22 protein-coding genes and 2 tRNA genes are annotated in these 25,696 nt (G+C 60.7%); 16 read left to right on the forward strand and 8 right to left on the reverse strand.

Annotated features, from left to right (window positions below; all coding sequences use genetic code 11):
• The first annotated feature begins 54 nt into the window (after window positions 1-54).
• A complete protein-coding gene (locus tag MCUHO_RS02305) occupies window positions 55-1,548 on the forward strand; it encodes a cobyric acid synthase (protein WP_067072921.1) in 1,494 nt (497 codons plus the stop codon).
• A 105-nt stretch (window positions 1,549-1,653) separates the two neighbouring features.
• The gene (locus MCUHO_RS02310; RefSeq protein ID WP_201786412.1) at window positions 1,654-2,238 is read left to right on the forward strand and encodes a GrpB family protein; all 585 of its coding nucleotides are present in this window, start codon (window positions 1,654-1,656) and stop codon (window positions 2,236-2,238) included.
• 33 nt (window positions 2,239-2,271) lie between these two features.
• On the opposite strand, the gene MCUHO_RS02315 is transcribed toward MCUHO_RS02310, so the two are convergent.
• From MCUHO_RS02315 to MCUHO_RS02330, 4 genes are read right to left on the reverse strand one after another with little or no spacing between them, the layout of a single operon-like run.
• Window positions 2,272-3,321, reverse strand: a complete 1,050-nt coding sequence (locus MCUHO_RS02315; RefSeq protein ID WP_067072923.1) for a type II secretion system F family protein — start codon at window positions 3,319-3,321, stop codon at window positions 2,272-2,274.
• A 1-nt stretch (window position 3,322) separates the two neighbouring features.
• Window positions 3,323-4,246, reverse strand: a complete 924-nt coding sequence (locus tag MCUHO_RS02320; protein WP_067072925.1) for a type II secretion system F family protein — start codon at window positions 4,244-4,246, stop codon at window positions 3,323-3,325.
• Window positions 4,243-6,750 carry a type II/IV secretion system ATPase subunit gene (locus tag MCUHO_RS02325; RefSeq protein WP_067072927.1) on the reverse strand — a complete coding sequence of 836 codons (2,508 nt, stop codon included), beginning with the start codon at window positions 6,748-6,750 and terminating at the stop codon, window positions 4,243-4,245. The genes MCUHO_RS02320 and MCUHO_RS02325 overlap by 4 nt, the downstream gene beginning before the upstream one ends.
• A complete protein-coding gene (locus MCUHO_RS02330; RefSeq protein ID WP_067072929.1) occupies window positions 6,731-7,375 on the reverse strand; it encodes a hypothetical protein in 645 nt (214 codons plus the stop codon). The genes MCUHO_RS02325 and MCUHO_RS02330 overlap by 20 nt, the downstream gene beginning before the upstream one ends.
• Before the next feature lie 372 nt (window positions 7,376-7,747).
• Between MCUHO_RS02330 and MCUHO_RS02335 the strand changes: the two genes are divergently transcribed.
• From MCUHO_RS02335 to leuS, 4 genes are read left to right on the forward strand one after another with little or no spacing between them, the layout of a single operon-like run.
• Complete coding sequence (locus MCUHO_RS02335) at window positions 7,748-8,551, forward strand: A24 family peptidase C-terminal domain-containing protein (RefSeq protein WP_067072931.1); 804 nt, start codon at window positions 7,748-7,750, stop codon at window positions 8,549-8,551.
• 6 nt (window positions 8,552-8,557) lie between these two features.
• A complete protein-coding gene (gene hisI, locus MCUHO_RS02340) occupies window positions 8,558-8,923 on the forward strand; it encodes a phosphoribosyl-AMP cyclohydrolase (protein WP_067072933.1) in 366 nt (121 codons plus the stop codon).
• 23 nt (window positions 8,924-8,946) lie between these two features.
• Window positions 8,947-10,845: a PINc/VapC family ATPase gene (locus MCUHO_RS02345; protein ID WP_067072941.1), complete on the forward strand. Its 1,899-nt coding sequence runs from the start codon at window positions 8,947-8,949 to the stop codon at window positions 10,843-10,845.
• 35 nt (window positions 10,846-10,880) lie between these two features.
• The gene (gene leuS, locus MCUHO_RS02350) at window positions 10,881-13,658 is read left to right on the forward strand and encodes a leucine--tRNA ligase (protein ID WP_394328820.1); all 2,778 of its coding nucleotides are present in this window, start codon (window positions 10,881-10,883) and stop codon (window positions 13,656-13,658) included.
• 639 nt (window positions 13,659-14,297) lie between these two features.
• Here the strand turns inward: leuS and MCUHO_RS02355 are convergent.
• Window positions 14,298-14,624 (reverse strand): DUF5611 family protein, encoded by a 327-nt coding sequence (locus tag MCUHO_RS02355; protein ID WP_067072945.1) that lies wholly within the window; start codon window positions 14,622-14,624, stop codon window positions 14,298-14,300.
• Between the two features lie 59 nt (window positions 14,625-14,683).
• On the opposite strand from MCUHO_RS02355, the gene MCUHO_RS02360 reads away from it, so the two are divergent.
• From MCUHO_RS02360 to MCUHO_RS02390, 7 genes are all read left to right on the forward strand, one after another.
• A complete protein-coding gene (locus MCUHO_RS02360; protein ID WP_067072961.1) occupies window positions 14,684-15,397 on the forward strand; it encodes a proteasome assembly chaperone family protein in 714 nt (237 codons plus the stop codon).
• A gap of 6 nt (window positions 15,398-15,403) precedes the next feature.
• Window positions 15,404-15,793 (forward strand): DUF473 domain-containing protein, encoded by a 390-nt coding sequence (locus tag MCUHO_RS02365; RefSeq protein ID WP_067072963.1) that lies wholly within the window; start codon window positions 15,404-15,406, stop codon window positions 15,791-15,793.
• 105 nt (window positions 15,794-15,898) lie between these two features.
• A tRNA-Arg gene (locus tag MCUHO_RS02370) sits at window positions 15,899-15,973 on the forward strand.
• 306 nt (window positions 15,974-16,279) lie between these two features.
• The gene (locus tag MCUHO_RS02375; protein WP_067073202.1) at window positions 16,280-17,080 is read left to right on the forward strand and encodes a 4Fe-4S binding protein; all 801 of its coding nucleotides are present in this window, start codon (window positions 16,280-16,282) and stop codon (window positions 17,078-17,080) included.
• Window positions 17,081-17,139: 59 nt separating this feature from the next.
• Complete coding sequence (gene nudC, locus MCUHO_RS02380; protein ID WP_067072966.1) at window positions 17,140-17,982, forward strand: NAD(+) diphosphatase; 843 nt, start codon at window positions 17,140-17,142, stop codon at window positions 17,980-17,982.
• A 29-nt stretch (window positions 17,983-18,011) separates the two neighbouring features.
• Entirely contained in the window at window positions 18,012-18,695 is a 684-nt protein-coding gene (locus tag MCUHO_RS02385) for a TetR/AcrR family transcriptional regulator (protein ID WP_067072968.1), read from the forward strand.
• 110 nt (window positions 18,696-18,805) lie between these two features.
• The gene (locus MCUHO_RS02390; protein WP_067072969.1) at window positions 18,806-19,108 is read left to right on the forward strand and encodes a YunC family protein; all 303 of its coding nucleotides are present in this window, start codon (window positions 18,806-18,808) and stop codon (window positions 19,106-19,108) included.
• A gap of 40 nt (window positions 19,109-19,148) precedes the next feature.
• Here the strand turns inward: MCUHO_RS02390 and metG are convergent, their stop codons facing one another.
• On the reverse strand, window positions 19,149-21,143 hold the full coding sequence (gene metG, locus MCUHO_RS02395) for a methionine--tRNA ligase (protein ID WP_067072971.1): 1,995 nt from the start codon (window positions 21,141-21,143) through the stop codon (window positions 19,149-19,151).
• Window positions 21,144-21,185: 42 nt separating this feature from the next.
• On the opposite strand from metG, the gene MCUHO_RS02400 reads away from it, so the two are divergent.
• Entirely contained in the window at window positions 21,186-21,974 is a 789-nt protein-coding gene (locus MCUHO_RS02400; RefSeq protein WP_067072974.1) for a hypothetical protein, read from the forward strand.
• Here the strand turns inward: MCUHO_RS02400 and MCUHO_RS02405 are convergent.
• Window positions 21,961-22,935, reverse strand: a complete 975-nt coding sequence (locus MCUHO_RS02405; RefSeq protein WP_067072975.1) for a DHH family phosphoesterase — start codon at window positions 22,933-22,935, stop codon at window positions 21,961-21,963. The two genes, MCUHO_RS02400 and MCUHO_RS02405, sit on opposite strands and share 14 nt — an antisense overlap.
• 137 nt (window positions 22,936-23,072) lie before the next feature.
• Here MCUHO_RS02405 and MCUHO_RS02410 point away from each other — a divergent pair.
• Window positions 23,073-23,146, forward strand: a tRNA-Phe gene (locus tag MCUHO_RS02410).
• Between the two features lie 327 nt (window positions 23,147-23,473).
• On the opposite strand, the gene MCUHO_RS12540 is transcribed toward MCUHO_RS02410, so the two are convergent.
• Window positions 23,474-24,490: a DUF5677 domain-containing protein gene (locus MCUHO_RS12540; RefSeq protein WP_153019982.1), complete on the reverse strand. Its 1,017-nt coding sequence runs from the start codon at window positions 24,488-24,490 to the stop codon at window positions 23,474-23,476.
• Between the two features lie 302 nt (window positions 24,491-24,792).
• Here MCUHO_RS12540 and MCUHO_RS02425 point away from each other — a divergent pair, with 302 nt between their 5' ends.
• Window positions 24,793-25,452: a phosphoribosylanthranilate isomerase gene (locus MCUHO_RS02425; protein ID WP_067072981.1), complete on the forward strand. Its 660-nt coding sequence runs from the start codon at window positions 24,793-24,795 to the stop codon at window positions 25,450-25,452.
• The last annotated feature ends 244 nt before the right edge of the window (window positions 25,453-25,696 follow it).

Genomic DNA, 25,696 nt, shown 5'->3' on the forward strand with positions numbered 1-25,696 from the left:
CCCTGATGGAACCCCGCCCTTAATAACCCGTCGTGCCCAACTCTTCTGCCGGCAATGTCTCTCATCGTGCTCGGAACTGCATCCCACGTGGGCAAGAGTATGACCGTTGCGGCGCTCTGCCGTGCGCTCTACCGCCGCGGGATCCCGGTTGCGCCGTTCAAATCCCAGAACATGAGTCTCAACTCCTACGTCACGGCCGACGGGAGCGAGATCGGGATCGCCCAGGCCGTCCAGGCCTTCGCGGCCGGGATCGAGCCGGAGGCCGAAATGAACCCGATCCTCCTCAAACCCAAGGGGGATTCGGTCTCGCAGGTGGTTCTGCTCGGCCGCCCATATAAGGATGTGCAGATCCGGGACTATTACAGAGAGACCGATACGCTTCTTGCCGAGGCCGTCGCTGCGTTCGAACGGCTCCGGAACCGGTTCGGGAACGTGGTGATCGAAGGTGCCGGAGGAGCGGCGGAGGTGAACCTCTACGACCGCGACATCGCGAACATACGGCTCGCCCGCTCGCTCCGCCTCCCCATCGTCCTGGTCGCCGATATCGAGCGGGGCGGGGTCTTCGCCCAGGTATACGGAACGCTCGCCCTCCTCCCGGAGGATGTCAGGCCCCTCGTCGTCGGGGTCATCGTCAACAAGTTCCGGGGAGACCCGGAACTCTTCGCCCCGGGCGTCGAGAAACTCGAGGAACTCACGGGCGTTCCGGTGCTCGGAGTGGTTCCTTTCGCCGATATCCCCCTCCCGAGCGAGGATTCGCTCTCGATCGCCGATAAAGGACAGAGGGCGGCCGCCTGCCCGGTCAGGATCGCCGTCCTCCGCCTACCGCGGATCTCAAACTTCACCGACTTCGAGCTCCTCGAAGAGCACGCCACGGTGGACTACGTCCCGCCCGGCGGATCGCTCTCCGGTTACGACTGCATCATCCTCCCCGGGACGAAGAACACCGTCGAAGACCTCACCGTGCTGAATCGCCACGGTGTGGGGGAAGAACTCCGGCTCGCCCGCGAACGGGGCGTCCCGATCATCGGGATCTGCGGCGGCTACCAGATGCTCGGGAACCGGATCGTTGATTCCGGCATCGAGTCGGAGAACCCCGCGGATTACCCGGGGTTCGGGCTCCTGGACGTCGTCACCGCCTTTACCGGCTACCACAAGACGACGGTGCAGGTCCGGCGCCGGGCAACCGGCCCCGGCCCCATCCTCACCGCAATGGGGGTGGTGGAGGGCTACGAGATCCACATGGGCGAGACGGAGCATGGAGAACTGCCCGAGGCGTTCGCCGGCGAAGGGGCCGCAACCCCCGACGGCCTGGTCTTCGGGACATACATGCACGGCCTCTTCCAGAACCCCGGCGCCGTAAACGCCCTCCTCGCCCACCTCGCAGGGCGGCGGGGCGTGGCCTTCGAGCCGGTGGCGGAAGCCGGCGGAGGCGCCCTCGGGGCCGCGGCATCCTACGACGACCTGGCACGGCACTTCGAGGAGCACGTGGATATGGAGGCTATTTTAGCGTACTTCACGGATGCGACGGTTCGCAGAACCGGAGCATGAGAAAACGCGAAGCGTTTTCGAACGGCGACGGATGGCACGTCCGGAGCTTGAGGGGAGTCCGTCTGGAGCCATACTATTATGGATTGCCGGCCCAGGTGATAGAAGATGAGCGAAAGGCAGACAGATCCGTCGGACGCAACCGTTCTCGATTACATACACGTCCGCGTCGTCGAGTATGATCCTGCCTGGCCGGAACTCTTTCGGACGGAAGCCCGCCTGATAGAGGATATCCTGAAAGAGAACCTTGTAGAGATCTTTCACATCGGCAGCACGTCCGTGCCGGGCCTCCGGGCAAAACCGATCATCGATATCATGCCGGCTGTCCTTGATATCGAGCAGGTTGATGAGAGATCCGAACGGTTCGAGGCTATCGGCTATGAAACCATGGGTGAACTCGGCATACCCGGCAGAAGATACTTCCGCAAAGGCGGGGAGAACCGCACCCACCAGATACATGCCTTCCAGTTCGATAACGTCCAGAATATCACAAGGCACCTGGCCTTTCGGGATTACCTGAGGTGCCGTCCCGAGATCAGCCGTGCGTATGCCGCTCTCAAGTCGGAACTTGCCGCCCGGTATCCGCGAGATATAGGGCAATACTGTGACGGCAAAGACGGTTTTATCAAACGCGTGGAACGTGACGCGTTACAATGGTACTGGAAACAATACGGGGCAACCGGCCGGTGTTAGACTTTCAAAAAAAGAAACGCTGTCCCGGCTCTTTCAGATGATGAACCGGAACGCTATCCAGGCGATAAGCACCATCAGCGCCGAATACTTCAGCCCCGCGACCATCCGGCCTTCGCCCATGATGCCCGCCGCCAGCCCCGAGAAGAATCCCTGAATCAGCGCGGAGTGGCAGAAGAGCCGGTTGTAGAGGAAGAGGTCCACGTTGCCCATGAACGACTGGGCCGAACTTGAACCCGACGCAGCGACCGCTTCGCCCGCCTCCGCCATCGTGGTGAGGAAAGTACTCGAGAGCACCCCGATGACGAAGAGGAAGACGAAGAACGACATCACGATGATGATCATGTAGATCATCATCCCGTTTTTGCGCTCCGACTGCAGGTTGAAGAACTCGTATGCGTCGTGTGCCGCCGCCCGCAGCACCTCGCTCACGTCGCCGCCGGCGGAACTCGCGTGGGCGATCAGGTCGACGCTCCGCTCCGCAAGAGGAGTCTTCACGGTCTTTCCGAACCGGCGGATCGCCTCCACGAACGGAACGCCCCAGGACATCTCGGTATCGAGTTTGCGGATGTGCGGTGTGAGCGCCCCGTACTCACCCTCCGAGACGATATGGATGGCATGCGGGAGCGTCATGCCCGAATCGTTCATCCCGGCCACGTCACGGAAGAAGTTCGGGAGCGACGCCTCGACGCTCGATATGCGCCACGCCTCCTTGAAATCGAGGAGAGCAAGCGGCACGATGGCGATGAGGAGCGCGAATACGAAGACGTCGTCGAGCATCGTCGTCGTGAAGATGGAATTGACGCCGTAAGACGTCACCATACTCACGAAACCGCCGATAAGGAGGAGGAGCGCGACCGGAACGGATATGAAGAGGACGGTGTAGGGCTCCTCCATCATCACCCTGATCGGGTGCCTGAGGAACCGGTAGAGCCCTTCCTGGTACTTCCGCCAGTTCTCAATCCTGCCGAAGATCTCCTGATCCTGCTCCACGAACAGCTCGGGCTCCAGGGCGTCATCCGGGACACTCTCCGGAGCCGAAGGATTCCTGTTCAGGAAATCATTGAAAATGTCTTTAAATCCCATATCACACCTCCGGAGTCATAGAACTGATCAGGACGACGAACATCATACTCCCGAACGGCACAATCATGTAGATGATGATGTAGAGGAAGAACGGGTTCGAGTCGCCCGAGAGGATCGTCATCACCGACTGCAGGATGATCAGAAAGAGCATGCCTGCGACCATCGCGGTGACGTAGGACTCCGCGATCAGTCCGAGTGTCTCTAAAAACGTCTTCTGCTGCTGGTTATTCTCGAGCGTATACTGGTGGGCCTTGGTGCGGAAGTACTCCGTGAGGTTGCTCCCGCTGGAGATGCTCGCAACGGACCCCTGCAGGAACTCCCGCATCCGTTCGCTCGGCGTCGCCTGCGAGACCGTCCGCAGGGCCTCAAGGAGATCTTTTCCGAAGAAATCGGTCTCCCGGGAGATAAAGCGCGCTTCGACCGCGCTTTCGCCATAGATCGTGCTCTGACCGAGCAGCCGGAAGACCTCGTCGGGAGTGATCCCGGCCGAAGACATGGCGGTGACGTAGTTGATGGCGTACGGGAGAGTGGCATCGATGTTCCGGCGGCGCTCTCCGGCCCTGATACCGGGATAGAGGAGGAAGATCAGGTAGGTCAGCCCGCCGAAGACCAGGAGAGAGATGACCGTGATGGCGACGGTTCCAAGCAGCATCTTGTAATCGTTCAACACGTACAGGACTTCCGGAACCGCTCCGCGATAGACGATCATATCGGGAACCCGCAGGAGGTAGGTCAGAAGCCCGATCAGCGCGGCGGCGGCCAGTCCCACGGCGACCGAGCAGACGTAAGCGGTCGCAAGATACGCCTCGAACGGCGTAGTCATCCGGGCACCCATCAGGTCGTTTCTAAGGCTGATGTAGTCTCCCCGCTTCGCCTTCAGCCCGTGCCCGATCAGGTTGAAGCAGATCCGCTCGAGACTGTTCATGCGGAACCACCCTCCCCGTAGAGGTCGGCACGCACCCGCTGGACAACCGTCTCCGGATCACGGAAGTAGGAGACCAGGATCTTGCTCACGTCCTTGAAGTAGCGGATCTTCTTGATACGCATCCATTCAAGGACTTCCTGCCGGCGTTTCAACTCTTCGCGCATCCGCTCCTCGCTCCAGCCCCGGTCTTCCATGATCTGTTCGAGGATGTAGGATTTACCGGAATACCGGATCTCGTCGGTTGCCGGATGCCACCGGAAGACCTCGTTCGTGATCAGTTCGTTCGTCCGGGGATCGATATCCAGGATCTCGATGAGCTGCTTGTTCCGCCGGATCCGCTGACCGCCGATACGGGCCTGCACCTGGATGGACATCAGGTTCAGTGCGGAGAGCATGTTTCTCGGCACGTCGATCGGCGGGTTCTCCAGACGGTGGACGGCGCTCGCCACCGAGTCGGCGTGCATCGTCGCGTAGGTGACGTGGCCGGTGCTCATCGCCTGGAAGAGGGTCAGGGCCTCCTTGCCACGGACCTCACCGACCAGGATGTACTCCGGACGCTGCCGGAGTGCGGCACGCAGGAGTTCGTACATATCGATCTCGCCCCGCCCGTCCTGCGAGAACGAGTCGCGGGTGATGCTCGGGATCCAGTTCGGGTGAGGCAGTTTCAGCTCCCGGGTATCCTCGAGGGTGACGATCTTTGCGAGCGGCGGGATGAAGAGCGATATGGCATTTAAGGTCGTCGTCTTTCCGGACGCCGTCCCGCCGGCAAAGATGCAGGACTTGGCGTTCTCGACCGCGAGCCAGATGAACGCGATCCCGAGCGGCGAGAAGGTATGCCACTCGATCAGGTCCGTCGGCGTGATCGGCTCCTCACGGAACTTACGGATCGTGAACGTCGAGCCGTGTGCGGTCACCTCCGCCCCGAGCGTCATCTGGATACGCGATCCGTCGCTCATCGTGGCGTCCAGCATCGGCTCGGCGATGGAGATGTATTTCCCGGCCCGCTGTGCAAGTTTCGTGACGAACGAGTCGAGCGCCACGTGATCGTGATAGACGAGGCTCGTCTTCATCGATTCATACGTCGTGTGATAGACGAATATGGCACTGCCCACACCGTCGCAGGAGATATCCTCGATGTACTTGTCGTGCATCACCGGGTCGATCAGCCCGTCGCCGAGGAACTCCTTCTCGACGTGATAGAGAATCTTCTCGCGCCCGAGTGGGTCGAGGCGGATCCCATAGTCGGCGATGATCGTGTTTGCCGCACCGCGGAGCGCTATCCTTGCTTCATCGCGGGTGAGGTCACGGGACGCGATGCTGAGCGTCTCAAAGAGCCGTTCTTTGATCTCCAGGAAGAGTTCGTGCTCTCCGGGGGTGAGCACGGGCTCGATGACGTTATAGGTGTAATCATGCGTCGTGCTGTCGTAGGTCACCCGGACATAGGCATACGGTTCGTTCACCGGGTAGAGTTCGATCTCCTCCACCCCCGGTGACGGCCGCATCGCGAGATCGACAAGGGGACCGTGGAGCGTGGAGTTGTACTCTTCGACAACGGCGCCGACTTTCGGCACCTGGAGTTTTTTGAGGAACCCAAACCGGGACTGCGGAACCTCTTCGGCCGGGGTCACCACCTGTGCGGCGGCCGCAGCAAGCGAAGCGGAGGAGAAAGACTGGGAGAAGATATCGTCGAACTCCGATACGACCCGGGCGTTGTCGACGAAGTCAAAAGAATGATCGCTGCGGTTGATGCTCAGTTCATCGATCGTGAACGTCGCGCTCTTCGGAAGGATGAGATCCGCCAGGTTCCCGAGTTCCTCCACCGTCACCACGCCGTCGGGGATCGCTTCTCCGGGATCGTCGATCACCTCTACAACGCGGGGTTTCGGTTCGGGGGTGCCTGATTCCTCTACTTCCTCCACAACGGGAGGTTCCGGCATGGTGGATCCGGATCCCTCGGCGTCACGCCACTCCTTCACCCGGTCGAGGATTCCCGCAGGGATATGGCGCCCGTGGGAAGAAGCCGGCGCGTCCGGCTTCTCCACGAACTCCTCAACCCCGGCCGGCGGATCAGCCGGCAACTCCGGTTCTGCATGGAGATCCTGCATCTCTACCGCCGGGGCGGGCTCCCTCTCTTCGCCGCCGTCCGACCCGTTCCGACCTATCCGGTCGAGAAGCGCCCGGACGGGATCCCTGGCGACGGTTACACGCGGTTCGGCGTGGTCGCCCGACCTCGCCACCGTGTCGATGAGCGAACGGATCTCCGCGTTCTGCTGTGCCTCCATCGGAGACGGCTCCGGGTGCTCGTCCTCGTCATCGGTAACGTGCCCGGCAACCGCCGGACCCGTCCCTTCCTGCACACCTCCGTCGGGGGACGAAAAGAGCAAATCTGTATCGACGCTCTCCGTCGTGGTTTCTCCATTGCCGGCACCCTGCTTTCCGGGCTGCGTGAGAAGGCCCCTGACCGCTGCTATCAATTCACGTTCTTCATCTTCTCCTGAACTCATCCTCTGTGCCCCCAATCTCAATGTACTCCACTACCTGAGGTTTATGAAACTCAACGATGCGCCGTGCCCGCTCTCCGATCCGATCCGAGACCACGCACATGTAGCGCCCATTGAGCAGGCGAAAACTGACCTTTCCAGCAGAATCCGTCACATCACTCGTCATAACGAGTTTTCCTTTCCGGATCGCGACGTGGGCCCCGGCAAGAGGCATCCGGCCGTCGCGCACGATCAGGCTGAGCACCCCAATCCGTTGCCGGGCAGAAGTGTCGACGGTCGGGATGTCGAGGCGACCGTTCTTCTTCAGGTGGCTCTTGTCAAAGACCCTGCACCGTGAAACCAGCGCGTCGACGATCGACGGCGCTACCAGGAAGAGTTCGAACTCTTCCTCCCCGGTCAGGCGCAGGGCGGCCGAGTCACCAAAGAGTGTCCCCATCGAATCGACATACATGGCGCCGTCCGGCTCGCCCCCGGCAAGAAACAGGAAGAACGTCTGTTCTTGTGCCTTTGAAACCCCAATTCCGGTCAGGGGATTGCTGCGGCTGTAGTGGAGCAGCTCGTCAAGAGTGAAATGTCCCTCGCTCGTCGACTGTCGAAGGATCTCGCCCATAAGGTCGTTTATTTCCATGCAGATCTTCAGGTACGGTATTTTGTAGTTTTTATGCCGGAAAGGGGGTTTTTACCCCCTACCACAATATATCACATCAGTATGCTATTATTAATACCTTGTGATAATGGAATCGGGATTCTAACAAATATTATTGAGAAAGAGGCGTATCCGTGAGTATAGAGGAGACCGTTTACGCTCAGCCGGCTCCGATGGGTTTCTGCCCATGGCGGTAGGTGCGACCGAAGATCCGGGACGTTCAGGCCGCCCCGGCAGGCGAGGGGGGCCCGAATCGTCCCGGATCCATCCAGGAAATGCATCCAAACGGCAGCGATCCCCTGCGAAGAATGATCGCCAGAAATAAGAGATAACAGGTGAATAAAGTACCCGCCCATGATTCTTCCGCCCGTGGTAACTGTTCCCCTCATGATTGCAGCGGTTGCAATAGGGGTCACACTCATATATGCGTCCATCCTGGATGCGAAGGAGCGGCGGGTGCCTCACAAAACCTGGCGCCCCGCACTCGCGTTGGCGATTCCGGCGGCCGTCTGGGTATACGGACTGACCATCCTCGCGGACTGGCAGGCAGCGGCGGCGTATCTCATCCTGGTCGCGGTCTTCTGCGGATTTTTTTACCTCTTCCAGGCCGTAAACCTCTTCGGGGGGGCGGATGCGTACGCTCTCATCATCATAACCGCATGCATCCCGTTCTACCCGCTCGAACCGCTCTTCGGTGCATCGCCCCTCGGATTCTTCCCGTTCAGCGTGCTGACGAACGCCGTGCTCTTCAATATCGCGGCACCCGTCGCAATCCTTGCGAAGAACATCCTGGAGGGGAACCGGGCGCCGCTGCCCTGTCTCCTGCTCGGCTTTCCCGTCGACGGGAAAACGATCCAGAACGAGTTCGGTTTCGTGATGGAAGATATCGAGGAGGAAGACGGCAGACTGGTCAGGCGGTTCGTCGGATTTGCGGAATCGCTCGGGCGCATCGTGCGGGGGGAGCGGCGGCTATACACAAAAGATCTCAGGCTGCACCCCGAAGACTACCGAAGGGAACTTTCCCTCTACAGGAAGGCCGGCAAGGTCTGGATATCCTACGGCATTCCATTCATCATACCAATCACAGCGGGATTCCTGACCGCACTGTTCATGGGAGATATCCTCTTTGTAATCATGAAGACAATCGCAGGAATGTGAATAGATATGACGATACAGTTCAAGGACGGATTGGTGCCTGTTATCGTGCAGGAAAGACGGACTCGTGATGTCCTGATGCTCGCCTACGCAGACGCGGAGGCACTGGAACTCACGAGGACCACCGGATACGCACACTATTACAGCAGGAGCAGGCAGAAACTCTGGAAGAAAGGGGAGGAGAGCGGACACGTCCAGCGGGTCTGCCGCATCCTGGTCGACTGCGACGAGGATGCCGTCCTCTACGAGGTGGAACAGACCGGTGCCGCCTGCCATACCGGCCACGCCTCGTGCTTCTACCGGACGGCAGATGGAGAAGAGATCGCCGGATTGGTCTTCGATCCGGAGAAGGTATACGCTAATAAGGGTGAATGACTTCATTACTATGGTGATTTTTTATGAAAATTGTACCCGATACAAGCGTCGTAATAGACGGACGCATAACATCGCTGATAAAAACCGGAGAATATAAGGGCGCAACAATAATCATACCGGAAGCCGTCGTCGCCGAGCTGGAGGCCCAGGCGAATCAGGGGCGGGAGATAGGGTTTTCCGGTCTGAACGAACTCCAGGAACTCTTCCGGATGTCGGAGGAGAACGTCATCGAACTCCGGTTTGCCGGAGAACGCCCGAGCCTCGATCAGGTGAAACTCTCCAGCGGTGGCGAGATCGATGCCCTGATCCGGAACGTCGCGATCGACCACGATGCACGGTTCATCACGAGCGATCTCGTGCAGGCGGAGGTGGCGAAGGCAAAAGGGCTCGACGTCACCTACCTGCGGCCGCAGATCGGCGACTTCTCGCCGCTCTCGATCGACCAGTATCTCGACGAGGAGACGATCGCGATCACGCTCAAGGAGCGGGCCCGGCCGGTTGCAAAGATCGGGAAACTCCGGGATACCCGCCTGGTAACCCTCCGGGATGCGCCGATGACCGAGTACGAACTCAAGGGCATGGCGCAGGAACTCCTCGAGCGGGCGAAACGCGATCCGGACGGCTTCATCGAACTCGAGAAGCGTGGGATCACGGTCGTCCAGATCGGGTCGCTCCGGATCTCGATTGCCCGGCGACCGTTCTCGGACGGGATGGAGATCACGGTCGTTCGGCCGCTTGTCGACCTCTCGCTCGATGACTACGACATGGCACCGGAGATCAAGCAGCGGATCCTCGGGAACCGCCGCGGTGTCCTGATTGCGGGCCCGCCGGGGGCGGGGAAGACCACCCTCGCCCAGAGCCTTGCGACGTTCCTCGCCGACAACAACTTCGTCGTGAAGACGATGGAGGCCCCGCGGGACCTGCAGGTGCCCGACCACATCACCCAGTACACGGCGCTCGAGGGAAGCATGGCGAATACCGCCGAAGCCCTTCTGCTCGTCCGGCCCGACTACGTGATCTTCGATGAACTCCGCAAAAACGAGGACTTCACCGTCTACGCGGATATGCGCCTCGCCGGGATGGGCATGGTCAGCGTGGTCCACGCCATGGAGGTGCACGACTGCCTCCGGCGGTTCTGCGACCGCGTGGACTACAGCATCCTGCCGCAGATCATCAACACCGTCATCTACGTCGTCCAGGGTGCTATCGCGAAGATCTACGACCTCGAACTGACGATCAAGGCACCGGAGGGCATGCCCGGCGACGTGCATATCCGCCCGGTGATCGTCGTCCGCGAACACGCCCGGCGGGAACCCGAGATCGAGATCTTCCGCTATGAAGGGGAGACCCTGGTGATGCCGCTCGCCCGGAAGAAGAACGCCGCAGGACCTGCCGCCGCACCGGCGGAGCCGCCGGTCGTCGCGGCACCGGCAGCAGCGGAGCCCGAGGAGAACGTCACCTGGAAGGTCGCCGAGAAGGAGGTTCAGCGCGAGATCGGGCGCTACACGAGCGGCCCGGTCGAGGTCCGGATCATCAGCGACAACAAGGCCGTCGTCTATATCGAGGACAAGGACGTCCCGGCGGCGATCGGGAAGGGCGGCAAGAACGTCTCGGCGATCGTGAATAAACTGGGCATCGGGATCGACATCCGGCCGAGGAGCGAACTCGAAGCGCAGAAACCCGTCGAGGAGGAGATGCACCTTGCCGGCGGCATCAAGATCCGAATCGACAAGAAACAGCTGACGATCGTATCTCCCGAGAACAGGGGCAAGATCGTGGACGTCTTCGCCGGGAAGGAGTATCTCTTCACGGCAACGGTGAACGAGGAGGGAGACATCCTCCTCGCCAAGAACAGCACGATCGCCCAGGAGATGATCAAGCGCTACAACGAGGGCGAGACGATCCGGCTGCGGCCGGTATGATATAGTTATGAGGAACCAGAATCTGGAGGCTTAGAGTGAGCGGATTAGATATGCAGGGCAACGAACGGGAGTGCATCGCCCGGTGGGAGCACGCGTTCGAGGCCGATCCGGCAGAGAAGGAGAAGTACTACCTGACCGTGGCGTACCCGTATCCAAGCGGGGCGATGCACGTCGGGCACGGACGGACGTATATCGTCCCGGACGTCCTCGCCCGGTACCAGCGGATGAGGGGGAGACAGGTTCTCTTCCCGATGGCGTTCCACGTCACCGGAACCCCGGTCATCGGGATCTCGAAGAGGATTGCAAACGGCGACGCGAAGACGATCGGGCTCTACCGCGACCTCTACCGGGTGCCGCAGGACATCCTCGACCGGTTCATCGACCCGATGGAGATCGTCCGGCACTTCTCGGAGGAGTACCGGCGCGTGATGCAGAAGTGCGGGCTCTCGATCGACTGGCGGCGCCGGTTCATCACCGTCGACCCGCAGTACAGCAAGTTCATCGAATGGCAGTACAAGCACCTGCACGAGGAGGAGCACGTCGTCAGGGGCGCCCACCCGGTCAAGTACTGTCCCCAGTGCGAGAACCCGGTCGGCGATCACGACCTCCTCGAGGGGGAGAAGGCCGAGATCATCAAGTTCACCCTGGTGCTCTTCTCCTGGGACGGCGCCAGGATACCCTGCGCAACCCTCCGGCCCGAGACGGTCTACGGCGTGACGAACCTCTGGGTGAACCCGGACGTCACCTATGTGCGGGTGACGCTTGACGGCGATGAGTGGATCCTGAGTCGGGAAGCCGCGGCAAAACTCGCCCTGCAGGATCACGACGTCCGCGTGGGAGAGGAGATCCCCGGGACGGCGCTCGTCGATCAGACGGTCTCCCACCCACTCTCCGGCGACGTCCCCGTCCTCCCGGCGGCGTTCGTCGACCCGGACATGGGAACCGGGCTCGTGATGAGCGTCCCCGCCCATGCACCCTTCGACTACATCGCGCTCCGCGACCTGCAGCAGCAGGGGAAGTACACGTCCATCCAGCCGATCCCGCTCATCTCCGTCGAGGGCTACGGCGAGGTTCCGGCAAAGGACGCGGTCGAGCGGGCGGGCATCCGCGACCAGAACGACCCGGGGATGGAGGCGCTCACCCAGGAGGTCTACAGCGCGGAGTTCTCCCGCGGGAAGGTCTTCGAGAAGTACGGCGGAAAGCCGGTTCGCGAGGCCCGGGACGACGTGGCGGCCGTGATGATGGAGCGCTACGGCTCCATCGCGATGCACGAGTTCGACAACCGGCAGGTGATCTGCCGGTGCGGCGGAAGGGTCTTCGTGAAGATCCTGCACGACCAGTGGTTCCTGGAATACAGCGACCCGTGCTGGAAGGAGCAAGTGAAGACCCAGCTCGAGCGGATGGCGCTCGTCCCGCCCGAGGTCAGGACGGAGTTCGACCGGACGGTCGACTGGCTGAAGGACTGGGCCTGCACCCGCCGGGTGGGGCTCGGGACGAAACTGCCCTGGGATCCGACCTGGATCATCGAGCCGCTCTCCGACTCGACGATCTACATGGCCTACTACACGATCGCCCATCACCTGAAGGCCATCCCGCCGGAGAACCTGACGCCCGAGGTCTTTGAGTACATCTTCAAGGGCGAGGGGGACCCGACCACGGTCGACCGCGGGACTCTCGATACGATCCGGAGCGAGTTCCTCTACTGGTATCCCTACGATTACCGGTTCTCGGCAAAGGATCTCATCTCGAACCATCTCACCTTCCAGCTCTTCCACCACCGGGCGATCTTCCCGCAGGAACTGCAGCCGCAGGGCATGGTGGTCTTCGGGATGGGCCTTCTGAACGGGGCGAAGATGTCCTCGAGCAAGGGCAACGTCTTCCTGCTCGAGGATGCCGTGGAGGAGTTCGGCGCCGATACCGTCCGGATGTTCCTCGTCGGAAGCGCCGAGCCCTGGCAGGACTTCGACTGGAGGAACGAACTCGTCTCGTCGACGAGGAGGCAGATCGAGCGGTTCTGGAACACGGTCGAGGAGGCGAAAGGGGCGACCGGCGCCTACGACATCGATGCCTGGCTCGCGAGCAGGCTCCAGCGGCGCATCGAGAACGCCACCACTGCGCTCGAGGGGTTCCAGACCCGGCAGGCGCTGCAGGAGGCGTTCTTCGGCGTGGAGGCCGACCTGAAGTGGTACCGCCGCCGCCTGCCCGAGGGCGCAACCGGCGGAGCGGTGATGCAGGACCTCTGCCGCACCTGGGTGCGGCTGCTCGCTCCATTCATCCCGTTCACCTGCGAGGCGCTCTGGAAGAGCGTCGGCGGGGAGGGCATGATCTCCTTCGCTCCATGGCCGGAGGTCGACGAAGCACGGGTCAGCCCGGAGATCGAACTCGCCGAGGAACTCCTCGACCGGACGGTCGAGGATATCGAGTCGATCAGAAGACTCATCCCGATGGAGCCCACATCCATCAGCCTCTTCGTAGCCCCGGCCTGGAAGCACGAGGCGTTCCGGATCATCGCGGTCTCGGCCGACAAGACGAGAGTGATGCGGGAGATCATGCAGAACGAGGAGATGCGCAAGCGCGGCCGCGAGGCGACCGATGCCGCGAAGCAGATCACGAAACTCGTCCTGAAACTGCCGCCCGAACTCGTGAAGCAACTCGAAGCGTCACCGCTCGACGAGCAGACCGTCCTCGAGGGCGCACGGGAGTTCCTGGAGCACGAGTTCGGCGTGCCGGTGAAGGTTCTCGACGCCGAAGCGAGCACGCACCCGAAGGCCTCGGGGGCGCTGCCGTTCAAGCCGGCGATCGTGATTGAGTAGGATACTCACTTTTTTTTACGTTTGTTTTTCGAGCACGGTTCTTTAAGCGTCCATCCCCCACGTCTCTCGTATCTCCATGGAGAGTCGGCGGTGGAGCCGGGGCAGAGGATCTGGTATGCGATAAGGATGAAGGCCATTGTCCGTCACATGCGTCTTGAACAACCAAAGCGAGGGAAGAGCCCGGTACGGTGGACCGTGGGGGTATCGCCATTGGGGGTGGGGCCGACGGGGAGTGCGATGGTTCGTAGAACCGGAGCTCGACCACCGTCAGGTGGGAAGGGGGGTAACTCCCCCTCCCCTGTCTCCACCTCATACGAGGATAGTTGTAATCCCCACCCCTCCCGGCCTCCGGCCTCCTCATTCGCACCTACGGTGCTCATGCTCCGGCCCTACAGCCCGTCGTTCCCCGCCCCTGAGGGGCGGGGGCAGTGCGTGGCGATAGCCAATGGAAAGCCGTGCATGGGTTTGTGTACCCAGCCATAAAACTGAAGCAGGAGATGACCTGCGTACAAGTGACAGGCAACGACATCAGAGCGGTAGGAGCACGCTACCTCGTTGCACCGAAAATCGGAATGAAGAATGCGGAGTAATAGCCCGCAAAAAAAGAAGAAACGCCCTGCCGGAGAGAGAAGAATCCGGTTATTCCTTTCCCTTCAGTGCCTGCTGTGCTTTCTTCGCCCGCTCTTTCGCCGTATATCCGGTCACCTGCTGGAGATATGTCCTGAACCGGCGGTTGGTGTCGATGATCGCCTCGTCGTCGACATCCTTCTTCGCTTCGGTATCGACGATCAGCGTTTTTCCTCCTGCACCCAGCCAGACCTCAAGACGCAGGAGCGCTCCGTAGGAGATGGTATAGTGGCCGTCCTCCGCCGCACGGGGTTCGATCCCGAACTGGTCGCGGAGACCCTGAATCATGGATTCTGCGAGTTGTTTCGTGTATCCGCGCTTGATCTGGTATTCCTGCATAATATTTTTAAGGGACATCCAGCTATGTTAAACTAATCCAGGAGTGAGTGATTGATCCCATGGACGATATAAAGGTCATATCCAGAGCGCTCAAGGGCGCCGAAAAAACAGTGTTGATCGGCTTTCCCGGGAGCGGGCTCGTCGGGAGTATTGCCCTGCAATATCTCGTCGAGCAGATGGAATTCGAGCAGATCGGGGCGATCACGAGCAAATACTTCCCGCCGGTCGCCCTTATGTCGAAGGGCGTGATCAACGCCCCGGTACGCCTCTACGAGAAGGAACACCTCGTCGCGGTCGTCTCCGACGTTCCCGTTCACCCGGCGATCTGCTACGAGGTGGCGAACGGCATCATGGACTGGTTCGTACAGTTCGACATCAAAGAGGTCGTCACGATCGCGGGGATCATCACGAACGAACCGGAAAAGAGAGTCTTCGGGGTCGCGACCAGCAGCGGAGTGCTGCAGCGGGTCGAAGAGAAGACGATCATCCTTCCGATGGGAAGCATCTCCGGCGTCGCGGCAAGCCTCCTCACGGAGTGCAAGACCCGGGGCATCCCGGGGATAGGGCTTCTCGGTGAGACGGTGAACACCCCTGACCCGCGGTCGTCCGCGGCCACGATCGAGGTCTTGAACCAGATCTACGGCCTCAACCTGGACATCCAGCCACTGCTCGAACAGGCGGTGGAGATCGAGGCTGCAATGTCCCAGATCGCCGAGCAGGTGCAGAAGACCGAGGCCTCGCCCCGGAGAGAACAGCTGCCGATGTACGGGTGACGATCAATGAAGTACGCAGCGTTAACCGGAATCTCGCCGTCGGTCATTGCCGAACTCAAGAGCGGCAAGGCCCGCACCCTCGAGCTGAACAGCGCCCACAACATCATCACGCTGACCGAGACCGCCCCGGGAGAGTGTCTCTTCGTGACGTCGGTCAACGAGGAAGACCTCGCGCCCGGCGATCCCGGGATCATGGTCGACCTCCTCGCCCTCAACATCGGCATGAGGCGGCTCGAGGTCGCCAACTCGTTCTTCTACGAGGAACGGGAGCGGATGTCCGCCCGGATCAAGGTTCAGTTCCGGGGGGTGACCCTCACGCGCGACGTGGAGGGGCGGAAGTGGGGAGACCCGACCAAGGTCGAGATCGTCCGTTCGGCATGTTACCGGGCCGGATGATACCCTCCCTTTTCTATATGCGGTGTCCCGAAGGGACGGAGCTTTGAGCACCCTCCTCAAAGGGTTAATAACTCCACGCGACCAAAATGTATGGGAATACCACAGGGGTCTGTGGCTTAGCCAGGACATAGCGCCGGGCTTCTAACCCGGACGTCGGGGGTTCGAATCCCCCCAGGCCCGTCTGTTTTTGAAGTTCAGTCATGAGTAACAGGTATAGGCGTCTCTCCGGTTTCCGGGCAAAGAAAGCCAGGGGGACTTCGGCACCTTCTTCAGATCGGGGATGAGAGGCACCCGACGTGCCACGCCACCCAACCGATAGTTAGTAAATAACCAACAGTTATATTACGATCAACGAGCATACTCCTCTGGCGAGACTCGCTCCGGGAACCATCCCTCTGAGGGGCGAGGAACCCGGTTGAGTCCTGAAGATTGGGCTCTGCAGGAAAAGAAGCGTCGAGTGAAGAGTTGAATGATGGAGTGTTTGCAATGAAGATTGAGTCCGTGAAACTGGTTTGTTTTTCACCGACCGGGACGACGAAAGCGGTTGTCGAGGGTATTGCACGCGGATTAAAACCCGCCGGCGTGGAGATGCTCGACATCACCCGGCCGGATGCGAGAGTGGAACCCCTCCAAACATCGGAGAACGAGCTCCTCGTCATCGGTCTGCCGGTCTACATGGGAAGGATGCCGGCACTCCTGAACGAGTGGCTGCATGCGATCTCCGCTCAGAATACGCCTGCAGTATGCGTCGTCGTCTACGGCAACCGCGTGTATGACGATGCACTCATCGAACTGAAGGATATCCTGACCGGGTGCGGGTGCAGGCCGATCGCGGGTGCGGCCTACATCGGGGAGCACTCGTTCTCCACCGAAGAGACCCCGACGGCGGGAGGGCGTCCGGATGCAGGCGACCTCTCCCACGCAGAGTCGTTCGGGCGAATGATACGGGAGAAACTCGCCGCCATCCCCTCCGCCGACCGGATCGCCGGGGTCGAGATCCCCTGCTGCCGTCCTTACCGGGGGGACTCGCGGCTGTGGACCGTCGATTTCATCGCGGTCAGCAACGCGTGTATCCAGTGCGGGATCTGTGCGGAGGGATGCCCCGTCGGCGCGATCGATCCGAGGGATAGTACCCGGGTCGACACGACAACGTGCATCACCTGCTGTGCGTGCATCAAGAACTGCCCGCAGCATGCCCGAACGATGAAACCCGGGTTGGTCAAAGACGCATCGGTGCGTCTTCATACACTGTACAGCGAGCGAAAGGAGCCGGAATACTTCCTGTAACGGGTAGATTCTGCCGCCAATCGGGAGATATTTCAGTGATACAGACCGAGATTATACGTATGGAGCACCGTCCGTTCTACACAGTCCGCCCTCTCCTCCCCGTCTACCCGGAGCCGGAGGATACGCCGCCGGCACGGAGACGCTGGATACTGGTTCAGGGGAACTCCGTGCTCTTCACGGGCAACCCGGCACCCGGCACCGCTCTCATGCAAGACCCGCTCCCCGCCGGTCTCGCGTGCGGCGCGCCGGTGTACCTCGGCACCCGCGGCGACGTCGTCTACTACGCCGCCGAGGTCGCTGCCGGAACCGCGCCGCCGGCCGGCTGGCAGCCGTCGCCGGTCAGGGAACTCTTCGGAGCGGTTCCGGACGACGACCTGGCCGTTGCCGCCTACGCCGTTCGGATCCTCGACTTCGACCGGTCGACCGCCTTCTGCGGCAGGTGTGGTGCAACGACCCGCCCGCTCACGACCGAGCGGGCACGGATCTGCACGGCCTGCGACCGCGTCGTCTACCCCCGGATCTCCCCCGCCGTCATCGTGCTGATCAAGAAGGGGGAGGAGGTTCTGCTCGCCCGTTCCCCCCGCTTCCCGCCGGGGCTCTTCTCGGTCATCGCCGGCTTCAACGAGCCCGGTGAGAACCTCGAGCAGACCGTCCACCGCGAAGTCGGCGAGGAGGTCGGGATTACGGTGCAAAACCTCCGGTACTTCGGGAGCGAGCCCTGGCCGTTCCCCGACTCGCTCATGATCGGCTTCGTCGCGGAGCACGCCGGAGGGGAGATCCGGGTCGACAACCAGGAGATCGAAGCCGCCGGCTGGTTTGCCCGCGACGCCCTGCCTGCTGTCCCAACGGGAGCGAGCATCTCGCGGGCGCTGATCGAGGCCTGGCGCCGGCGGGAGATCTAAGAATTTCGTAGTATAACCGGAGCATTGAGATGGGAATCGCCGAGAGAAGACAGCGGGAGAAGGAACAGCGAAAGACCGAGATCGCCGATGCAGCCGAGCGCCTCTTCTTCTCCCGGAGTTATGAAGACGTCTCGATGGAGGATATCGCCCGCGAGGTCGAGCTGAACAAGGCTACCATCTATCTCTATTTCAAGAATAAGGAGGCGCTCTTCGCCACCATCGTTCTGCGGGGCATCGGGATTCTCGAGGCAAAATACCGGGAGTGCATGGAGAAGGAGGTTCCCGGCATCGCCAAGGTGACCCTGATGGGCCGGGCCTACTACCGGTTCTCGCAGGAGCACCCGGAGTACCTCCGGCTGATCCACTTCTACGGCTCCGAGCGGTTTTCCCGGGAGAACCCGTACACCGCAGAGATTGGAAAGGGATACGGCACCTGCCGCCGGATGCTCGCGGACGCGGTCAGGGAGGGCATCGACGACGGTACAATCCGGGCCGATCTCGATCCCTTCCTGACCTCGATGTATCTCATGACATCCTTCATGGGCATCCTCTCCATGGAACACAGATGGACGCTGGTGATCGAGGCGGAGGGGTTCAGTTACGACCGGTTTGCCGACGAGTTCTTCCGGTTCATCATGCCGGCAATCTCTTCCGGCGAGGGATCTCAGGATATCGGCGATCTCGCGGAGCCTGAAGAGAGGAAGAGATCGTAGTGCTGGGAAGATAACGCGTCCCCGGCCGTCGGGTTGCAAGAGACTCCTCCTGGCGCACTCCCCCACCCCAAACCGCGGGATTGATGACGGCGGATGGCCCATTAGATCCCATGAAGCACGAAACGGTCAGACTGGCCGGAAAAGACGCCGACGGGTACGCCATACCCCTCGGCCCGGTGAACCTCGTGGCGGTGGTGACGGATGCGGGGATGGTCGGTTGCGGCGCGTTCGACATCGATGCGCTCGAAAAGTTCGGCTACCCCGCGGCGCGGGTCAAACCCGCAGGAGGCGCATCCTCGATCGAGACCGTCGATGACCTCCTCCGCGGCAAGATCAAGGGGGCGAACCGGCATGCATCCGAGCGCGGGGTCGTCGTCGGGATGACGGGGAGAGAAGCGCTCGACTGTCTCTAGGACGTCAGGAAAAAACAGGGTCGACCGGGTCTCCCCCCGGTCAACGCACCTTCGTCCCCGGCTTGACCGGGCGGAGGGGGACCAGAAGAGAGGCCTCGTCGCCGGCGGCGAGGATCATCCCACGGCTCTCGACGCCGAAGATCTTGGCCGGGGCGAGGTTTGCGATCAGTGCCACGTCTTTCCCCACCAGCTCGTCGGGGGCGTAGAACTGTGCGATCCCGCTGACCACCTGGCGCTTCTCGCTTCCAAGGTCGACGACGAGTTTGTAGAGTTTCTTCGAGCCCTTGATCGGTTCGGCCGAGACGACCTTTGCTATCCTGATATCGAGGTTGCCGAACTCTTCGATCGAGACGGTGGGCATCTTCGGTGCGGCCGCCTCCTTCGCCTGCTCCACCCGCATATTGAGGGTCGCCTCGAGGGCGGCGACCTGCTCCTTCTCGACCTTCGTAAAGAGCGTGGTGGGTTTTTCGAGTGTGCGAGCTCCCACCGGCGCAGTGGCCTCGGCGATCGGGTGATCCGCGAGATTGTCCTCGTAGCCGAGCATCATCCAGGCCCGCTGCATCGCCTCAGGCATCAGCGGCTCGAAGACGAGGACGAGAGCTTTGACGATCTGGAGACAGTCGGCGATCACCTGTTCTGCCGCCGCCCGGTCTTCCTTGATCACCTTCCAGGGGGCATTGTTCTGGATGTAGCCGTTCCCGTACGACGCGAGCGCCATCATCGTATCGACGGCGTTCTTGAAGTCGTAGTCCCGCATCTGGGCGTCGACGGCGGCAAGCGACCGCTCGATCTCCTCGATCACCTCCGGCCGCGGAGCGAGGTCGGGCACGCCGCCAAACTCCTTCTCGGCGAAGTACATCGCCCGGTAGATGAAGTTCCCGAGCGTCCCGACGATCTCGTTGTTCACCCGCTCGGCGTAGACCTTCCAGGAGAAGTCGAGCTCCTTCGTGTGGTTCGTGTAGGAGAGGAGGTAGTAGCGGAGGTAGTCCGCCGGGAGGCCCTGGTCCAGATAGTCGTCGTTCGTCCAGACGACGTAGCCGCGGGACTTCGAGAACTTCCTCCCCTCGATCGTGACCATGCCGCTCGCGACCACCGCGTGTGGGAGGCCGTAGCCCGCCCCCTTGAGGAGCGCCGGCCAGAAGATGCAGTGGTGGTAGATGATGTCGCCGCCGATGAAGTGCGTGACCCCTGTCTCGTCGCCGCACCAGTAATCCTTCCAGTCGGCGCCGGCCTTCTGTGCCCACTCCTTCGTGAACGAGATGTAGCCGATGGGCGCGTCGACCCAGACGTAGACGACGAGGTCGTCGCGCCCGGGGAACTTGACGCCCCAGTCGAGTGTCCGGGTGATGCACCAGTCGTGCAGGAGTTCCTTCACCCACCCGAGGGCGTAGTTCCGGGCGGTCGAGGTGCCCCGGAGGTCGGGGAGGTACTCGAGGAGGAACTCGCGGAACGCCGAGAGTCTGAAGAAGTAGTGCTCCTGCTCGCGGTACTCAGCCTTCCCGCCGCAGACCTTGCAGACCGCGTCCTTGATCTCGCCGGGCTCGAGATGCTGCCCGCATCCCTGGTCGCACTCGTCGCCCCGGGCAACCGCCCCGCAATGCGGGCAGATCCCCTCCACGTAGCGGTCGGGGAGGAACCGCTCGCACTGCGGACAGTAACTCTGGCTGACGGTCTCTGCGTAGACGTAGCCGTTCTCGATGAGCCGCTCGACGATCGAGCGGGTGGTCTCGTGGTTCATGGCATCGTCGGTCATCCCGAACCGGTCGAAGACGACCTCCATCCGCCGGAACGTCTCGTAGAAGTGCTCGTGATACCGCTCCGAGAGGGCGCGGGGTGTCGAGCCCTCCTGCTCGGCACTGATCACGATCGGCGTCCCGTGGTTATCGGAACCGCATACAAAGACGACCTCTTCCCCGGACCGGCGCATATACCGGACGTAAAAATCCGCCGGTACGTAGGTCCGCAGGTGCCCGATATGGCAGGGACCGTTCGTGTACGGGAGCCCGCACGTTACCAGCAACGGCTTACCACTCATCCTTATTTAATCTGGTTGCGATGCTAATAAAGATACCAGCGCATGGCACGACTGATTAAAATCCCGGTGAGGTCATTCGGTTCCGAGGTCGGGACGCCCGCCGTTACGGAACTTGCGGGGTGGCTGAAGGGGAAGAGAGGGGTGGACGCGGATCTCACCACCTACCGGCTCGAGCAGTCGCTCGACGCACAGGAAGGGGTGGCGGTTCCCGCTGCCGGCGGCGTCTTCTACGGCGAGCGGTTGAGCGGGGCATTCCTCGGCATGGAGGACGGGGTGCTCGTCGGCGAGCCGGGGATCGACCCGGCAGCCGTGGCCGACGATGCCCGGTTCGTCAGGGCAAGACGCAAAGATGCGTGGGTCGCCCTCCCCGCCCCCCACATGCTCGGGTTTCGCGATGCCTCCATCGGAGACGAGGAAGAGTTCTCCGAGACGATAGCGGACCTCTACGCCCGCCTTGCGCGGGAGATGCGGGATGCAGGCGTACAGGGCCACGTTCTGGTCGCAGATGAGGCGGATGCGATCGAACTCGAGGTGCTTGCCGGGAGAAAAGTCCTCTTTTTCCCGAGAAACCCGAAGACCTTCGACCTGGAACTCCTGCTCGAGTACCAGGGAACTCTCGTCCTCCCGGCGGCCGCGCTCGACCGGGCACCGGACCTGATGGACAGGTTCCGCGTCCGGAAACTCGTCCTGCTCGATGCGGGGGGAGAGGATCTCGCAGCGGCCGCTGCCGAACTTGTCGACCCGGATATGCTCGAGGCGGGCGGCTACTGCGAGGAGTCCTGTCCGGACTACTGGAAGGGTCTCGTCGACCGGGCGTTCATTCCTCGATAGACTCCGCCTTCTCCGCCAGGCGGCGGTAGTGGCGGTTCCTCTTGATGAGCCAGAAGAGGAGCCGGTCGAGGAGAGTGAAGGGGAAGGTTCCCCCGGCCGCGTGGGGATGCCCGCCGCCGGAGAACTCCCGGGCGATGATGTGGCTGACGGGGGGGACGGAGCGGATGGAGATCCGGCCGTTTCTGGAGACGATCACCTCGATCTCGGTCTTGAGCTCGTCGCGGATGGCGTGAGCGGTCTCGCTCGGGTAGCCGTAGAGGGGCGCGAACGCGATCCGGTAGCGACCGTCCTCGATGATGGTGGTGTGCCGGATGCTCTTTTTGATGTCCCGCTCCATCTCGCGGACGATCTCGTTGTACTCACTCTCGATCCTCGCGTCGACGATCGTTCCCCGGACAAGGTTGTCGCGGACGTACTCCCGGCAGCCCTTCCGCATCACCACCTGCCCGAGCATCTTCGACCGGGGGTCCTGGTGCTTCCAGAGGTCGTAGTCGCAGACGACCCGGGCGATCTCTTCGACCACCGCGTCGCCGGGGGCGAGATCGCGGGCGACGATCCCGGTCGCGCAGGTGGAAACGTCGACGTGAAGGAGGCCGGTCTTCTTCTCGACGGCGCGGATCTCCTCGTCTTTCCAGCGGTGATGGTCTCGCCACTCGATCCGCCACCCGTTTGACCGGGCCTTCGCCAGCCGCTGCTCGACACCCTGCTGGTAGCCGATATCCGATATGCTGAGGAGGTCGCCCCGGCCCGGAGAGCCGGCGACGGCGTCGAAAAGGGAGAGGAATTTGCCGACCGAAGCCCAGACGGTGAAGACCTCACCGTAGGTTCTCCGGTGAATGGCATCGCTCCCGACGGCGTCGAGGTCATTGTGCGTGAGGTGCACGACGTGCTCCGTCCTCCCGGAGAGCGCCTGCATGAGGTTTCCGCTCCTGGTATCAGGCTTTCGATCGCTTCCGCCCATTGTTCTTTATATCGGCGTACGACGTGATAAACAGGCGGTTTGGGTCCGCTCCCGCCCCGTTGTCCCGGTGCCGGCGGGTTTGTGTCCCGGCAAACACAGTATTTATTAGGAACGACCGACAACATTGTAAGGCAGAAGCCCCTGTAGCTCAGACTGGGAGAGCGCCAGACTGAAGATCTGGTTGTCCCCGGTTCAAATCCGGGCGGGGGCATTTCGAGCAACTTTTCTGACGTCTTTGTTCAAAAATGGGGTGAAGTCAGCCCAAGAAGATTCCGGGATTACAGAACCGCATTTCCCGGAATGCTCTTATGCGCTCGCAGATAATTAGATAATGTCCTTCCAGAACGCAGATCCGGCTTCCCATGGGCTATCGCCCCTTGGGGGAGGGATCGGGAGGGGGTGTCCCCCTCCCGGCAGAGGCTTTTGCGATGACCTCAATATGGCCCTACGCAAAAGAGATACCCTTTCATGTTTGCCGTTGCGCCTTCGACGAAGATGACCACTGTTACACACCAACACCCGATTGTGTATAACTCTGCTAATGTGTAGCCGTAAAATCATCAACATGCCCTACAATATCCATATCTCCATTGACTTCAGCCTGTTTGGTAAAACTATCAGCAATGTCCCCTACCCAGTAGATGAAACTCTCTCCTATTGCTCTCCACTTGGGGATATCATACTGCATAAAATACAGGCTCGACAATACCGCAAAAACCCTAACAGTTAAAATAGCAGGATCCACCAGACCCCAATGACTCGGACCGTCGTAGAGTTCATCATCGTTTTCTCTGATGCCTACACCGTTGAATAGACCATAGGGAGATACGTGGACTATTTTATGTGATAATAAATGCTCCTCGTATGTTACAAAGTCATGTGCAATTTCAACCTTTTCCAGGATATGTGAGAATTGAACCTTTTCCCGTTTTTTGAAGCAGCCTGCGGTTGTTGCCCATTCATATTTCTCCCTAGCGCTGTTACATGAATATAAGTAGGCCTTTGCTGTTTCCTCTCCATATTTCATGAGAAATTCGGACACAACCAATAGTTCAAAAAGCGAACGCCAGCGAGCAAATGCTCCATTAGCAAATCCATTTTTAAGAAGACAAAATATTTCAGCATATATCTGGCATGCCCTTGCGTAGTTAGCCATTAACGAATAGTGGAGAAAACTAGTTTCCTTTTTCACTTCATCAGAAAGGGTAGTTCTAAGGTCATTTTGGTACTCGTTATTGAGAAGAACTGCGTGTACGTGAAGGGCATCGCATGCAACGAAGCAATCGCCCCATATCTCTATATTCGCGCGAAGAAATTGGGCATCCGCGTCACATTTGAGGCGATGGTATTTGATAAAGTTCGCTTTGGATTCCTCATATTTCTGTCTTGCAATTTCAAGGTCTTTATCCTCAAGAAGAGCATCGAATAATTCTCCGTTTGCCAGTAAATCTATGGCCTCTTCTCTGGAGTACCCACGAGACAGGAGTTTACGGAAAATTGTCTGAAGATCGTCATTACCACAATCGATCCAAAACTCCCTATCTACTGGCTCCATAAAGTTAACTTTCAGCTGTGGTGTAGTAAAGCGTTTTTATAATGATGCTAGGACGAGTCCGTTCCAAGGTGACCGCACCGGTTTCAGGTTAATTTCAGCACCCATGACCGTACCTGCTCCACAAGAGGCAATAGCCCGGCGCTCGCATGGGTAACCCAGAGAGCAATTGAGCCCGCCCAATACACCAGCGAAGCCTTCCCGATGATCCATAAGCATATCCGGGTTCACGTATGCTCCCCTGTGTAGTCGCGACCTTTCGGGTATGCAGGTAGCCTATTTACTATTAAGACAGAGATATCCCGATGCGTGTCAAATTCTGCGGAACGGCCAGCCTTGCGGATATGGAGTGCGCAGTCGATGCGGGCTGCGACGCCGTGGGGTTCATCATGGGCGTGACCCACAAGAGCAGCGACTTCGTAACTCCGGCAGAAGCCGCGAGAATGATACGCCGTCTCCCGCCGTTCATCGAACCGGTCGCGGTCACCCACCTGCAGGAGACAAAAGACCTCATCGAGTTAGTAAAAGAGTCGCACTGCACGACGCTGCAGGTTCAGAACATCGTCGAACCGACCGAACTGGACGCCGTCCGCGATGCTCTCCCGTATGTCAGGATCGTGAAGGCCGTTCACGTGATGGACGTATCGGCCGTCGAGACGGCAAAACGCTACGAGCCCTACGCCGACGCGCTCCTCCTCGACACTAGGACACCGGAGAAACTCGGGGGGACGGGGCTCACCCACGACTGGAACGTCAGCGCAACGATCGTCGCACACTCGGCGATCCCCGTCATTCTTGCAGGAGGGCTTACGCCGGAGAACGTCGGCACTGCGATACGGAAAGTCCGCCCCTACGGGGTCGACGTGCATACCGGCGTCAAGAAAGACGGCGTCCGTAACAGGGAAAGGACGCTTGCTTTTGCCCGCGAAGCACGAAACGCTCTGCCCGGGGAGCCGGACAGATAGAGTCCTCCCATTCAGCCGTCGTCCTGCACCCGGCAGGAGAGTTGCCCGGGCAGGCGGCCTGCCCGAAAAAAGTTTTTCTCTTCACCAACGGCGCCCGCGCCCGCGTCCGCCGCCGAAGCCGCGCCCACGACCGCACCCATATGGGATTCCGCCTCTTCCGAGGCCATAAACCGGCTGCTGCTCAGCCGGTGCCTCCCGGGCGGTCTCGTTCGTCTCTCCGGCAGGGTTGCCCTCTGCCGGCTGT

This window comes from Methanoculleus horonobensis, assembly GCF_001602375.1.
GTDB classification, from domain to species: Archaea; Halobacteriota; Methanomicrobia; order Methanomicrobiales; family Methanoculleaceae; genus Methanoculleus; species Methanoculleus horonobensis.